This window comes from Terribacillus halophilus (assembly GCF_900162685.1).
GTDB classification, from domain to species: domain Bacteria; phylum Bacillota; class Bacilli; order Bacillales; family Amphibacillaceae; genus Terribacillus; species Terribacillus halophilus_A.
In genome coordinates this window covers 183732-198416 of record NZ_LT727828.1, presented here as the reverse complement: position 1 = coordinate 198416, position 14685 = coordinate 183732, and the positions used below count along the sequence as shown (strand labels likewise).

Genomic DNA, 14685 nt, shown 5'->3' with positions numbered 1-14685 from the left:
AAAGAAGGCACTCTATCTAGATGCATTGCTTTTAAGCAATTACATCTGAAAGAGACCTTCTTAAGCATATTGTTATTGGGTTACTGTTCCCGCATCAGCTGGATGGACGCCATGGCGATAGAAATCGGCATCAATCGGATCCAGCGGCTTACGGCCAAGGATAAGATCGGCTGCCTTTTCTGCCAGCATTAATACCGGTGCATGGATATTGCCGTTTGTAACATAAGGCATAGCCGATGCATCAACTACTCGCAGATTTTCCAGTCCGTGTACTTTCATCGTTTTCGGATCAACAACAGCCATTGGATCTGAAGCAGGCCCCATTTTAGCTGTACAAGATGGATGAAGAGCTGTTTCTGCATCTTCTTTTACCCAATCTAAAATTTCTTCGTCTGTCTGAACAGAAGGACCTGGTGACAGTTCTGCTGCATTGTAACGCTTCATTGCTGGTTGAGACATAATCCTACGGGTCACTCGTATCGCTTCTACCCACTCTCGTCTGTCCTGTTCCGTAGAAAGATAATTGTAGACCATGCTTGGATACTCTTTTGGATTTTTTGAGCGGATCTTCAATGATCCTCGAGCATCAGAGTACATTGGCCCTACATGCACTTGGAAACCATGATCTGTTGGTGCTTTTTGGCCATCATACCGTACCGCCAATGGAAGGAAGTGATACATCAAATTCGGATAGTCAACATCTTCATTGGAACGAACGAACCCTCCGCCTTCGAAATGGTTAGTCGCAGCCGGGCCTGTACGCCCAAGCAGCCATTGCAAACCAATCCAAGGCATGCGTGCTTTATTTAAACTAGGCTGTTCGGATACAGGAAGCGGACATGCATGTTGGATATAGACTTCCAAGTGATCCTGAAGATTCTCTCCTACACCCGGAAGATGCGCTACTGGCTTAATACCAAGTGAGCGAAGATGTTCAGCATCTCCAACGCCTGACAGTTGAAGCAGCTGCGGCGTATTAATAGCACCGCCTGAGAGAATAACCTCGCCAGCTTTTACTTGATGTGTCTTTCCATTTCGCTCATATGTTAATCCTGTCGCTTTTTTACCGTCAAAATCAATATGCTTCACAAAAGCACGTGTTCTTACTATTAAGTTTTCACGCTTCATTGCCGGATGCAGGTAAGCACGTGAAGCTGATAGACGGCGTCCTTTGTATACATGCTTATCAAACGGCCCGAATCCTTCCTGACGAAAACCGTTTACATCAGGGGTTCTTGAATAACCGGCTTCTACACCTGCATTAAAGAATGCTTGGAATAGCGGATTCGTCGCTGGTCCGCGTTCTAATTTGATTGGTCCGTCATGGCCGCGAAGATCATCATTTGGTGATCCTAAAGCGTTTTCTAAGCGTTTGAAATAAGGAAGACAATGCGCAAAGTTCCATGTTTCCATTCCTTCATCCGCACCCCAGCGTTCATAGTCCATCGGATTTCCGCGCTGATAAATCATTCCGTTAATGGAACTTGAGCCGCCAAGCAGTTTTCCTCGTGCATGCTTAATTCGGCGTCCATTCATGTATGGTTCAGGATCAGATTCGTATTTCCAATCATAAAGGCTTTTACCCGCTGGGAATGGCAATGCTGCCGGCATTTGAATCAATAAATCCCATGCATAGTCACTGCGCCCTGCCTCTAAAACAAGTACACTTTTCGTCCCATCTTCACTTAAACGGCCGCCGAGTACAGAACCAGCACTCCCGCCTCCTACGATGACAATATCATATGTTTCACTCATATACTGTTCCTCCTTGAAAGTTGGAATTGGAAGGAAGGAATATACCCTTCTTCATTTATTTAATCTAGTTAGCAGTTATATTTTTTAAGATAATCACTTTAGAACCAATTAATAGATTCAGGTTTAAGATTTTGGAAGATATGCTTTGTTTCTGTATATTCTTCCATTCCTAGTCTGCCTAGCTCGCGTCCAATACCAGACTGCTTAAATCCTCCCCATGGAGCATGCGGGAAATACAGGTTAAAATCATTAATCCAAACAGTTCCCATGCGCATTTTCGCTACACAGCGCTCGGCTTTGGCAATATCATTGGTCCAAACACCGCCAGCAAGTCCGTAAATGGAGTCATTAGAAAGCTTTATAGCTTCCTCTTCTGTCGTGAACTTTTCAACCGTGATAATTGGACCAAAAGCTTCATCTTGCACAATGCGCATGTCTGTTGTGCAGTCTGTAAAAATAGTAGGCAGGTAGAAGAATCCTTTTTGCAGTTCCGGATCTTCTGGACGTTTGCCGCCAACCGCTAAGGTAGCTCCTTCTTCCATCCCTGTTTCTACATATTTCTCTACTTTCGCAAGATGTTCTGCTGAAATAAGCGGCCCCATTTGCGTATCTTCGTCAAAACCGCTTCCAAGCTTGAATTTCTTCACTCTCTCCACGAGTGCGTTCACAAACTTATCGTGTATGCTTTCTTCGACAATCAATCTGGTACCAGCAGAACAAATCTGTCCTGCGTGGAAAAACACACCGTTTAATGCTTGATCAACAGCTACTTCAAAATCTGCATCAGCAAATATGATATTCGGATTTTTTCCGCCAAGCTCTAGTGCAAGCTTTTTCACGTTCACGCTTGCTGCTTGCATGATTTTCTTTCCGGTCGCTATGCCGCCTGTAAATGAGATAAGGTCTACATCTGTATTATTAGAAAGCTCTGCGCCAACTGTATCGCCAGCTCCTAGCACTAGATTTGCAACACCAGCAGGTACGCCTGCCTCTTCCATTAGTTCAAACACTTTTATCGTAGTCAGCGGTGTAATTTCACTTGGCTTCATGATTAGCGCATTTCCTGTCGCAAGTGCCGGAGCAAGTTTCCAAGATGCTTGCAGCAATGGATAATTCCAAGGTGTAATTTGACCGCAAACGCCAACAGGTTCATGCACTACTTTACTAATAGCGTTTGGTACTGGGGAATTTATTAATTCTCCGCCATCTTTATCACCAAGTTCACCATAGTAGCGAAATACACCCGCTATGTCATCCATGTCTCCGCGGCTTTCATCCATTGTTTTTCCTGTATCCAATGATTCAAGATAAGCAAGCTCTTCTTTGTCTCTTTCAATTAAATAAGCAATCTTCTTTACCATATTTCCTCGCTCAATCGCAGGAAGTGATGACCATTCTCCTTTATCAAATGCTTCTCTTGCTGCCGTGATGGCTGCCTTCGTATCTGCTTCATCACCTTCTGGGACAGTGGCGATGATTTCTTGGTTAAATGGATTGATAATCTCACGAGTGTTTCCGGAGATCGCATTCACCCATTCACCATTTATGTATTGCTGCAGTTTTAAATTCATATGTATCAACTCCAATTTCAAAGAGTATTAATTTTGTTAAGAATTTATTTAACGTTTTAAACGATACCATGTCTTTTTATGGCTGTCAAAGCCATTTGAAAGATTAAAAAGAATTACAATAGCCGCAGATAGTTAGGATTTATGAGATTGCGACCGTTTTCACCCGAGAAAATGACTGCCTCGATTTGACATTTCATCTGAGTACGTTAACATATAGTCCGTAAATAACATTTGAAATATATTTAATGGGATTTACTTTATATTTTGAAGGAGCGACCTTATGAGTGAATCTACTGAAGGATCCAACAGCAGACTAGAACAGGCGAAAGATAAAGTCATCGGCACCATTGCAGAGACGATGGATTTGTATGGGGTGACACCAGCTACAGCCAATTTATATGCGATGATGTACTTTAAAGACCAGATGACGCTTGATGAAATGCGCACCGAACTCGAGATGAGCAAGCCGAGTATGAGTACTAGTGTACGCAGGCTTCAAGAGATAAAGATGGTAAAAAGAACATTTACACGAGGCTCCAGGAAACATACTTATATAGCGGAGAAAAACTTCTTCCGTTCCTTTATGGGCTTTTATTGTCAGATGTGGGAACGAGAAGTCAAAATGAATATGGAAGCTATTGAGGAATCTCAAAAAGATTTTATCGATATTATAAAAGACGCTGCCAGCACACCAGAAGTTGCAGCTGAAGCACAGCAATACTATGATCAATTAGAAGAATCGAAGACGTACTACCATTGGCTGGACGATTTAGTAGCAAGTATAAGAAGCGGAAAGATATTTGAATTCTTACCGAAAGACCAGCCAGATTAAATGGCAAGAAGTGATAAGGTGGTCTATAGAAAGCAACTGCTATAGACTGCCCAATCAGATAAATATCTCAGTTTTCTGCAGAAAGATGCTATTACTTTGTATTTTCGTTAAAAATTTTCTTAATATATTTAATTTAGGGTGTATTTTCATTACTATACAAATAGATAAAGGGAGTTTTGTTACATGAACAAATGGAGAAAACCACTTAGTCTTATTGCAGCAATTTTAATGGTCGCAGCACTGGCAGCATGCGGAAACAACAGCAGTGCTGATGCAGACTCAGGAGAAATAACGATTGGCCAAGTTAACTGGGCTGAAAATGTTGCTATCACAAATATGTGGAAAGTAATTTTAGAAGACGAAGGCTATGACGTAAAGCTAAACAACTTGAATATGGGTGTGACGATGAAGGCGTTAAAAGGCGGCGACTTAGATGCTAGTTTAGAGATATGGCTGCCAGTACAGGATGCTAATTATTTGAAGCAATACAAGGATTCCGTTAACTTCTCGGATGCTACTTGGTATGACAATGCGAAAGTTGGACTTGTTGTCCCTTCCTACGTAGAGGATGTTAATAGTATAGAAGACTTAAACGAACATAAAGAACTTTTCAATGGCGAAATAGTTGGTTTTGACCCGGGTGCAGGTACAATGGAAGTCACAGAACAACTGCTGAAGGATTATGACCTGAATTACGAACTGTTAAAAAGTTCAGAATCTGCGATGTTAGCTGAAATTAAGAAAGCAGTAAAAGATAAAGAACCAATCGTAGCACCACTTTGGAGCCCGCACTGGATTTTCTCAAAATATGATCTGAAATTTTTGGAGGATCCGCAAAATACATATGGCGGTGTTGAAAAAATTCACCATGCCACAAGACAAGGATTTGAAGAAGATTATCCTAAAGTAAGCCAGTGGTTTAAGAATTGGAAGATGAATGATCAGCAAATTGGTGAGCTGATTGAATATGTAGAAGGTGCTAATACACCTATTGAAGGCGCTGAAAAATGGGTGGAAGAAAATCAGGATTTGGTGAATGAATGGGTAAAATAAAAGCCATTTGTTAAAAATAAAGAAGTTGGTCTCCCTTATTATAGGGAGCCAGCTTCTTTTGCATTTGTTGAGAGAATTAGATGAGAAGATTTGAGAAATTAGTTATGTGCATAGAAGTTTCACATTATTTAATCACCACCGATTGTAATCGTTATCATTTTCTTATACTATAGACCTAGATAGTTTAACCCTCTTAAGGAATAGGTGATCCTGATGCAGATCAAGCAAGTGTTGAATAACAACGTCATCACCGTCTTGGATGAACAGGACCAAGAACTGGTTATTATGGGACGGGGCATTGCCTTTGGTCGCAAAGCTGGCGACGATGTGGATGAATCACGGATTGAGAAAACGTTTAAGCTAGACGATAAGGAAATGAATAAACGGTTATTGGAATTATTAGCGGAAATCCCTCTATCATTTGTAGAAGTATCCGAAAATATTATCCAATATGCCAGAAAGCATACAAATAAAAAAATACATGACAATATCTATGTGAGTCTGACAGATCATATCTATTATGCTGTAGAGAGATTTCAGCAGGGGATTGATATAAAAAATGCACTGCTTTGGGAGACAAAGCGGTTTTACCCGGAGGAATATCGAATTGGGCAGCACGCCTTGTCCATCATCGCAGAGAAGGTCGGCATCATTCTGCCAGAGGACGAAGCTGGCTTTATCGCTTTACACATCGTTAATGCGCAAATGAATGAAGATATGCCGGTAATGATTAATATTACGAAGTTTATCCAGGATGTGCTTCACATTGTGAAGTTCCACTTTGGCATTGAATATGAAGAAGAATCGTTGGCATATTACCGTTTTGTCACGCATCTAAAATTCTTTGCTCAACGAATTCTAAATCATCGTACACAGAGAGAAGACGATAACAGTCTCTTTGAAATGGTGAAAACCAACTACAGCAGAGCTTATGTATGTGCCCAGAAAGTACAATCTTATATTCAAAAGATGTACCAAGAGCAGCTTACGAATGAAGATATGCTTTACCTGACAATCCATATTCACCGGATTGTCCAGAAAAAAGAAGAAAACAGCTAGAGCCAGCCGTCACCGGCTGGCTCTAGTTGTTTTATAGATCATCAAATCCGTTTAAGTCACTTGTTTTCGTGTACTGACGGGATTTTTGTTCGAAGAAGTCTGATTTTGTACCGTTGAAGTTATCTGTATAAGCACGGATCCACTTCATCGGATTCTTTTCATAGCCTTCATAAATTTCGCTTAATCCAAGCATACGAAGCATTTTATTCGCACGGTACTTCACGTAACCTTCCATGTCATCTAAGTCGATGCCATCGATTCCATCTAGTACGTAGCGGCTCCATTTTGTCTCTTGCTCGACAGAATGGCGGAATTCATCATATACCCATTCAATGAACTGTTCGTTATTGTATTCTGGATTCTCAGCTAATGTTGCACGGAACAATTCACTGATGAAACGACCATGATGCAGCTCATCACGATTAATATAGGAAATCATTGTAGATGTACCGACCATTTTTTGGTTTCGTGCTAAGTTATAAAAGAATGCAAACCCACTGTAGAAGAATAGACCTTCTAACAATGCTGAATATACCATGGCCTTCAGCACCGTCTCAATTGTCGGGTTTTCGGCGAATTCGTTATAAACTGCGGCAATTCGTTTATTCCGCTCCAGCAGTACTTCGTCCGTACGTCCTTCATTAAAGGAAGCGATTTGGTTATCGTAATTCGTAACAGAAGCTAATACATACGTATAACTATGGTTGTGCTCGCTTTCCTGGTCAGCTATTGTTGCCAAGATTGATTTGACACTTGGGTCTGTCGAATAGGCAGCGATTTTGGAGGCGATATCCGTTTGCGGACCATCTAATGTCGCAAGCAAACCGATAATCTTCAAGAATGCTGTACGTTCTTCATTCGATAGACTCGCAAATTGCTTCGTATCCGCTACCATGTTTACTTCATTTGCAGTCCAGAACAGACCGCGGATTGTCTTACGCAAGTCATAAAAATGCGGATAAGCTACGTTATCCCAATGCAGGATGCCGCTCGCTTCTCCATTGAATAATGCAGTTGCTTTATTTGGATGCTTCGGCTCAAGTACCGTCGCTTTCATCAATTTAGCCATTCTATTACTCCTCTCGTCCATTCCACTACTTCTTGTTCTTGTGATCCCCTTGGTGACTGCTCAATTTTGAGCGGTGCAAGCGGAGAATGATAAAATTTTGCCAGCTTGTCCGCTGCCATGCAAAACATATCCTCCCCGCCAAACTGGGTATCACCTGTTCCAAAGACAAATACATTCTCCGGTTTATATCCGACATCCGCCACAAAATCCTTCACATCAAATGGCGTATCTCCTGAACCCCATGTATACGTACCGATAAGCATAGCATCATAATCCGGTACATGAGGAAATGGCTCACTGCCGCTAACACAGTAAAGCGTAATGTCCTGTTCCATATGTGTCAGTTCTTTCGCAATCAGCTCTGCAACTTCCTCGGTGTTGCCGCTGACAGATGCATATGCGATGAGTAAGTTTTTTGTTTGGATAGGTTTCGGCATTGTAGCAATTCCTTTTTCAGAATGCACCAGTAATCAGTCCAATCTGTTCATTTTAACATAATCTTAGCCACGATTCGAAATCTTAATAAGGTATTCCCCCATCATCGTAAAGAAACAATATATAGTTTCACCTTAGAAATAATAACACAGATATAGTGTTATCGCCTGCAATAATAGGAACTTATATTGACCTATTATTGCTATTTATCACATGGAACTTCCACTGTTATTTGTTGGAGATATGAGGCCGAGCCGCCCACTCGAACTAATAGATCTCCATCACTGCTTACATCCAACAAAGTTTTCAACTTGGAGACCTGTTTCAAAGCGTGACCTTGTTCAAACATATATACCTTTTCTTCTAGTGGTAACAAATTGTTCTTATACAAATAACACGTAAGTGCCCCCATTGAGGTTCCTGTAGCACTTTCTTCATCGATACCATATAAAGGTGCAAAATTACGACAAATGGCTATTAAACCTCGCTCTGCCTCCAGCGTAAATAAGTGATACCCTACCGTATTATATTTACGGCATAACGCCATAACCTGAGGTAAATCTGGCTTAATTGTATTCAGTGTATGTAAGTCCTTAATCGGAACTAGAATATCCTTTAAGCCTGTTGATACTATCTCAATTGGCAATCTGTCATCCAGATTCGCAGAAGTTATATGCAAGGAATTCAGTATTTCATCCTTGCTATCTATTTCATAATATGCAGGAGGCAATTGTTCTAAAAATACCTCGCCTAAACCATTAATTTCAACTTTTAGTATTCCCGCCCTACATTCAAATGAATAGCTTCCTTCTTTGACAATATCCTTTGATAGCATCAAAGAGAAAGCAGCTATTGTGGCGTGACCGCATATATCTACTTCGTCATTTGGCGTGAAGTAGTGAATCCTGTAGTCTGTCTCTGAATTAGATGACCCTAGGACAAATGCAGTTTCCGAACATCCTACCTTTGCCGCAATCTGCTGCATTTGCTTAGAAGATAATAATTCTTTGTTTACCACTACACCTGCAGGATTGCCTCCTGTTTCTCCATTAGTGAATGCATGTAGAATATTTACTTCCAAACTGATTTCAGCCATTAGTATTCGTTTCCTTTTTACTAGCTGTGATAATACCTTCATCTACATATGGAACTCCTGAACTAATGATACTCTGGATTCCTGCCGGATAATAAGTCATTACGTGATCCACTTCTTCATAGGACATCCATTTGGCTTCAGCTATTTTATCTGTATCTTGTATTTTTATTTCTTCACTAATTTGCTCCGCACGGAATGTTACAAAGGTAGCATGCTCGTTATTGGCTTGCATTTTCGCTTCATTGACTGCCAAGATAGTTGTTACTCGGATGTCTAGTCCTGTTTCTTCCTTTGCTTCCCTGACAGCAGCTTCTGCAAGTGTTTCACCAGGTTCCACTAGGCCACCAGGCAATGTCCAACTTTCGTTCTTTTTATTAGATACCATAAGAATTTGCTTTGTTTCTTCGTTATGAATTAGTGCATAAGCTACGCGAACTTCTCTCATATTTATCCCCCCGCAGATCACTTTACACCATTATATACCAATTTTCGTCGCCTGCATTGACAAGAAAGAAAATCACTTATATAGTTTAGTTTAGTTAACTTAATTATCAGAGGTGTACTCCATGAAAGCTTTATTAAAAAACAAACAATTTGTCTTCCTTCTGCAATCAGAGTTATTTTCTGTCCTAAGTTTTTCTATGTTTATGATTACTATCTCCTGGTATGTCGTAGATGTGCTGCATCATCCGCAATACCTCGGATTAATCATGGCTGCTGCATCCGTCCCGAGAATGCTTACTATGCTCATCGGCGGGGTGCTCGCAGATCGCGTACAAAAATCCAAAATACTCTTTAGTACACGATTGATGCAGGCGCTTTTAATTGGAATCTTATTGTGGGGACATGCCAATGACGCTCTCTCTATTTGGTTATTGCTCATAGTCTCTTTCTTCATTGGGGCATTTGACGGCTTATTTTTCCCAGCTTTGTCATCATCCATTCCAAGTGCTGTATCGCAGAAAGAACTGCAGCCTGCCAATACGCTCATCCATAGTTCACAAGAGCTGCTCTATCTGATCGGTCCAATTGCTGCAGGAGCTATCTTGCATTATTTCAGTTTCAGCGCTACATTTGCAGTCAGTATTGCTGCTTCTATAGTTAGTGCTTGTTTTGTTTTTCCACCGTTTATTAAGGATACAAAACCAATGAAGGCAGAAGTAAAAGTATCTTATATAAAAGAATTCAAAGAAGGCTTCCACTATTTGCGGTCTTCTTCTATCTATGTATCTGCAATCAGCATTATCATCATTGTGAATTTCTTTGTTTTTGGCCCAATGTTCCTTAGCCTGCCTATTCTCGTAGAAGAACTTGGCGGTAGCGCGCTTAACCTTAGCTTTTTAGAAGCTGGTTTTTCAGTTGGGTCTTTAACTGCTACCGTTTTGTTGCTTTTCATTGCGTTTAGAAAAAATCGTGGAAAACTAGTACTCGTTTTCCTGATTGCTAGTGTCCTTTCACTTGGGATATTCAGTCAGATTCCTAGCTTAATATGGCTAATACCTGGTGCAGCATTGATTGGTTTCTTTAGCTTTATCACCTATATTCCAACAGATATCATTATCCAGGAGAAAACAGATCCTGAGATGATGGGAAGGGTGATGAGTATTGTATTTTTAGCTTCTACAGCTTTTGATCCAATTTCTCAAACACTCTTCAGCTCCCTAATGAGCATAGGGCTTTCAGCTCGTGTCCTGCTGGCTGCGTTTGCTGGCACTGGATTGATCCTAGCAATCCTTGTATTTGCAAAAGCAAAAAAATGGCGTAATATGCAATAAAGAAGCCATTAGTGGAAGGAACGATGTATGTGAGCTATTCCTACAAGGAAATCATCCGAAAAATGAATGAAGCATATGAAGAATTCGGGATCCTTACCTCAAGAGAAACAAAGAAATTAGATGATCTTGATTTAACTGTACAGCAGGAATTTATCCTGTCTTATATTTCTAAAAATGAGCAGATTACAGCGAATGATATTGCTGCTGTATTCGATATCTCTAAAAGTGCGGTTAGCCAAGTACTTTCTAAATTGGAGAAGCGAGAAATGATTACCAAGGAAGCTAATCCTTCTAACAAGCGAGAGTATTTCCTAGCCCTCGGTGTGAATGGGCATAAATATATGGAAAGTCTGCTTCAACTGGATGACATACTAATTGACAAGTATTATTCCAAAATAGAAATTGAGGCATTGCAGCAAATGACAGAAACCATGCTTCGAATAAATGAAGTAATTCGCAAACAAAAAAAGTAGAGGAGCTGCCAACTTGGCAACTCCTCTTTCTTTTAACTCAAACGAATGATTGTAAGCGTCGCACCAGTTGACCCACCACCGGCTAATATTGCCGTACCGACTAAACCAAACAATTGTACTGAGACTGTATTACCTGCGGTGAGGTTTACAATAACATTTCCTTCATAGTTGGAGATTGAAACAGCAGGAGATACTATCGTACCAGGAACCGCCGCTCCGTTAACAACAATTCGGGAAGAGATTAGTAACGCTGCTGTTGTGTTAAGCGTGTACGTAATGTAGTATCTTCCGGTTGCCGGTACTGTAAATACCGTAGAACCACCATTAGCTGTAAAGCCATCAAGGTTCTGTGCATTCGGCAAAGGCACATCCGTACCACCAAGGAGAACAAGCACTGTACTACCAATTGTATTTGCAGCATACATAGAGTTTGCTGTAACAGAAGTTCCGGTTGCTCCCGTGATTCCTGTTACTCCCGCAATCCCTGTTGCTCCTGTAGTTCCGGTCGCTCCGGTGATTCCCGTTACTCCTGTTATTCCGGTTGCTCCCGTGATCCCTGTTACTCCTGTTATTCCGGTGGCTCCTGTAGTTCCGGTTGCTCCCGTGATTCCTGTTACTCCCGCAATCCCTGTTACTCCTGTTATTCCGGTTGCTCCTGTAGTTCCTGTTGCTCCTGTAGTTCCTGTTGCTCCGGTGATTCCCGTTACTCCAGTTATTCCGGTGGCTCCCGTGATTCCTGTTACTCCCGCAATCCCTGTTGCTCCTGTAGTTCCGGTCGCTCCGGTGATTCCTCCTAAAAGGAGTGTATAGTCTGGGGAAGTTGATGGGAGTCCAGTTGGTGCAGCTACATCTGTAATATACAATCCGCCTTCATAACTTACTACTTGACCAGCAGGATAAAATGGAGCTGCCGCTGCACTAAATGGAACAACTCCACCTAGCCCAATCCCAGTTGCACCTGTAACACCTGTTAGCCCTGTAGCTCCTGTCGAACCAGTTACTCCTGTAATCCCGGTCAAAAGTGTTGTGTAATCCGGTGATGTTCCTGGTAAGCCCGTTGGACCTGCAACGTTTGTAATATACAGTCCGCCTTCATAACTTACTACTTGGCCGGCTGGATAAAATGGGGCTGCTGCTGGATTAAACGGTACTACTCCACCTAAACCTACTCCTGTTGCTCCAGTGACTCCTGTCACGCCCGTAACACCAGCTGGACCTGTTGCTCCGGTTGCACCTGCAGATGCTAATAGCGTATAATCTGCCGATGTTCCTGGTATCCCGGTTGGCGAAGCAACATTAGCAATGTATAAACCGCCATTGTAGGTGACAACTTGCCCAGCTGGATAAGTTGGCGCTGCAGCAGCACTATAAGATACTACCCCGCCCAACCCAATTCCGGTTGGACCAATCGGCCCTGGAATACCAGTTGCTACCGCAGATGCTAAAAGTGTGTAATCAGGTGAACTGCCTGGTACACCGCTCGGGGAAGCAACGTTTGAAATGTACAGACTTCCGTTATAAGTAACAATTTGCCAAACAGGATAGAAAGGGGCTGCTGCCGGACTGAAGGGGACGACACCCTGCAGCCCGATACCTTGTTCTCCGGTAGTGCCAGTTGGTCCTGTTGGCCCGGTAGCTCCGGTTGCAGTGACAATAACCCTGTTATTATAGATCGTACCCCTGTTACATCCCTCTCCATTGTTTAAAGGAGCCAATATGGTACACCTCCATAATTTCTCACTGCTCACAGCATATGTGCAAGGAGCTGAAAGGCAACCATGAATGCTTTATATGTAATTGAAATAATAACCGTGAGGATAAATCCCCCTGCATCTATAATGGATATCTATCCTTATGCATGATAACCTCTTAGAAAATAACCAATATAACGAAAACAGAATACATAGCGAAGGAGATTCTAATGCAAACAAAAACAAAAAAACTCACCCTCATGGCTGTTCTTATCGCGATTGGGGTGCTCGGAGCCCAGTTTATTTGGTTTCCGACAGGTGTTGCCCGTGCTTTTCCTGTCCAGCACGCCGTGAATGTTATTACTGCCGTTCTGCTTGGTCCTGTTCCGGCTGTTGTCGTTGCTTTTGTTATTGGACTTATTCGTAATATGCTCGGTCTCGGAAGTTTACTAGCTTTTCCTGGGGGAATGATTGGCGCCTTGCTAGCTGGACTGTTTTATCGTTTCTTTAAGCGAAAAGGTGCTGCAGCAATCGGCGAGATGATTGGCACCGGCGTTTTCGGCTCCTTACTCTCGGTCCCATTGGCCAATTTGCTGATGGGACAGAAAGCCGGTGCATTAGCATTTGTACCAGGTTTCTTAGCTAGCTCCATTACAGGCGCTTTGCTCGGCTGGCTGCTCATTAAACGACTAAACAGACCACCAAATTAAGACTTGCCGTAGTAACGAAGTGCAATGCACTTGAATCACTATCACCCTAGTATGATTAGCCGCCCTTCCGTCCATACTGCTTGCTAGTGAGGTGGTAAAGATGGAGGCAAAACCAAATCTATTATATTCCATGCTGAATGGCTATAAGCCAATCCGTAATTTACTAGGATTAGGTGATCCATGTGTAGAGAAGATTGATGATCAATGGTGGATGTTTTTTGGTGGGTTTCAGCGTAATTTTAAAAATAACTTATTCAGTGCCAGTCTTCCCAAAGGAGAACCGCTGACTACAGAAAATAAATGGCGCATCTCAACTTATCCTGGCAAATCACATAAAGCAAAGCCATTACTGCCGCAGCCGAAAGAAGCTGCTTGGGATCGTTATGGATTGCATGAACCTTGTTATGTTGAGGGAAAAGCGGACGGAGAACCTGTCCGCCGTATCTATTACACAGGACGGAGCGCCAGCAATGTGTTGGGAAATGAATCTCCTTACAGCATAGGCTGCCTGGAATTAAGACACGGCAGATGGTTCCGACACCCGAACCCAGTAATGATCGGAACAGTACGAAATGACAGTGTACTTGCTCCAAAAGTGATTTACGATGAAGGAAAGTGGAAAATGTGGTTTGCTGCAACGCCGCACGAACCAGGCAAAGGGGATATTCCCATGCATGAAGTGTATGCCGCTGAAAGTGAAAATGGCCTGGATACCTGGTCAAAGCCACGTTTGTTTTTCACCCGGGAAGATGCCTTTACACATGCTCGGCCAAAGAAAATTAACAATACGTACTACTTGCTCGTCAGCCGCTGCGGCAATGCTTTTGGTGAAGATACGTATAAACCGCAAGATCTCTGGTTATTTAAAAGTGAGAGCGCCAGCTTTACCAGAGCGAATTGGTCAGAAGCGCCAGAACTGCTGATTAAGGCCGATACGGGAGAGGATTGGTACCAAAACGGCATATTTGGCTCATGTTTATGCATGGATGATAATGGCGAAATGGTGATCTTCTTTTCTGCTATCAACAAATCAATTTATTGGCTTAACGAAGCAGGATCCAAACTGAAGCAAGGAAAGAAACCGCCATTCCCTGCTCCATTTTATTTTACTGTCGGAAATCTGCGGGTGAAAGATGTACAAACAAAATAAGCAGGAAGTGCTGACT

Annotated in this window: 14 protein-coding genes; 7 read left to right on the top strand and 7 right to left on the bottom strand. The window is 42.2% G+C overall.

Translation table 11 applies throughout. The features are described from left to right. Window positions 1–72: 72 nt before the first annotated feature. Together betA and betB are read right to left on the bottom strand one after the other, a co-directional pair. Window positions 73–1755, bottom strand: coding sequence for a choline dehydrogenase (gene betA, locus B1K52_RS05795; protein WP_077306266.1), 1683 nt, complete (start codon window positions 1753–1755; stop codon window positions 73–75). Between the two features lie 98 nt (window positions 1756–1853). Beyond that, window positions 1854–3326 (bottom strand): betaine-aldehyde dehydrogenase, encoded by a 1473-nt coding sequence (gene betB / locus B1K52_RS05790; RefSeq protein WP_077306264.1) that lies wholly within the window; start codon window positions 3324–3326, stop codon window positions 1854–1856. 280 nt (window positions 3327–3606) lie between these two features. On the opposite strand from betB, the gene cudC reads away from it, so the two are divergent. The 3 genes from cudC to licT all read left to right on the top strand — a co-directional run bounded on the left by cudC (window position 3607) and on the right by licT (window position 6270). Further along, window positions 3607–4158, top strand: coding sequence for a choline uptake/conversion transcriptional regulator CudC (gene cudC, locus B1K52_RS05785; protein WP_077306261.1), 552 nt, complete (start codon window positions 3607–3609; stop codon window positions 4156–4158). A gap of 183 nt (window positions 4159–4341) precedes the next feature. Continuing rightward, window positions 4342–5211, top strand: a complete 870-nt coding sequence (locus B1K52_RS05780) for a glycine betaine ABC transporter substrate-binding protein (protein ID WP_077306259.1) — start codon at window positions 4342–4344, stop codon at window positions 5209–5211. Between the two features lie 213 nt (window positions 5212–5424). Continuing rightward, window positions 5425–6270 carry a BglG family transcription antiterminator LicT gene (gene licT, locus B1K52_RS05775; RefSeq protein WP_077306257.1) on the top strand — a complete coding sequence of 282 codons (846 nt, stop codon included), beginning with the start codon at window positions 5425–5427 and terminating at the stop codon, window positions 6268–6270. A gap of 31 nt (window positions 6271–6301) precedes the next feature. On the opposite strand, the gene B1K52_RS05770 is transcribed toward licT, so the two are convergent. The 4 genes from B1K52_RS05770 to B1K52_RS05755 all read right to left on the bottom strand — a co-directional run bounded on the left by B1K52_RS05770 (window position 6302) and on the right by B1K52_RS05755 (window position 9315). Further along, window positions 6302–7339, bottom strand: a complete 1038-nt coding sequence (locus tag B1K52_RS05770; RefSeq protein WP_077306255.1) for a ribonucleotide-diphosphate reductase subunit beta — start codon at window positions 7337–7339, stop codon at window positions 6302–6304. Next, window positions 7327–7776: a flavodoxin gene (locus tag B1K52_RS05765; RefSeq protein ID WP_077306253.1), complete on the bottom strand. Its 450-nt coding sequence runs from the start codon at window positions 7774–7776 to the stop codon at window positions 7327–7329. The genes B1K52_RS05770 and B1K52_RS05765 overlap by 13 nt, the downstream gene beginning before the upstream one ends. Before the next feature lie 200 nt (window positions 7777–7976). Next, on the bottom strand, window positions 7977–8870 hold the full coding sequence (locus B1K52_RS05760; RefSeq protein ID WP_143588844.1) for a PhzF family phenazine biosynthesis protein: 894 nt from the start codon (window positions 8868–8870) through the stop codon (window positions 7977–7979). Further along, window positions 8863–9315, bottom strand: a complete 453-nt coding sequence (locus B1K52_RS05755; RefSeq protein ID WP_077306251.1) for an NUDIX hydrolase — start codon at window positions 9313–9315, stop codon at window positions 8863–8865. Before B1K52_RS05755 ends, B1K52_RS05760 begins: the two co-directional genes overlap by 8 nt. A gap of 121 nt (window positions 9316–9436) precedes the next feature. On the opposite strand from B1K52_RS05755, the gene B1K52_RS05750 reads away from it, so the two are divergent. Continuing rightward, window positions 9437–10645, top strand: a complete 1209-nt coding sequence (locus B1K52_RS05750; protein WP_077306249.1) for an MFS transporter — start codon at window positions 9437–9439, stop codon at window positions 10643–10645. A gap of 29 nt (window positions 10646–10674) precedes the next feature. Beyond that, window positions 10675–11118, top strand: coding sequence for a MarR family winged helix-turn-helix transcriptional regulator (locus tag B1K52_RS05745; RefSeq protein ID WP_077310510.1), 444 nt, complete (start codon window positions 10675–10677; stop codon window positions 11116–11118). Window positions 11119–11150: 32 nt separating this feature from the next. Here the strand turns inward: B1K52_RS05745 and B1K52_RS18400 are convergent, their stop codons facing one another. After that, a complete protein-coding gene (locus B1K52_RS18400; RefSeq protein ID WP_306278114.1) occupies window positions 11151–12833 on the bottom strand; it encodes a BclA C-terminal domain-containing protein in 1683 nt (560 codons plus the stop codon). A 206-nt stretch (window positions 12834–13039) separates the two neighbouring features. Between B1K52_RS18400 and thiW the strand changes: the two genes are divergently transcribed. Both thiW and B1K52_RS05730 read left to right on the top strand, forming a co-directional pair. Continuing rightward, complete coding sequence (gene thiW, locus B1K52_RS05735; protein ID WP_256855847.1) at window positions 13040–13519, top strand: energy coupling factor transporter S component ThiW; 480 nt, start codon at window positions 13040–13042, stop codon at window positions 13517–13519. Window positions 13520–13619: 100 nt separating this feature from the next. Then, window positions 13620–14669 carry a glycoside hydrolase family protein gene (locus tag B1K52_RS05730; protein ID WP_077306247.1) on the top strand — a complete coding sequence of 350 codons (1050 nt, stop codon included), beginning with the start codon at window positions 13620–13622 and terminating at the stop codon, window positions 14667–14669. Window positions 14670–14685 lie beyond the last annotated feature (16 nt).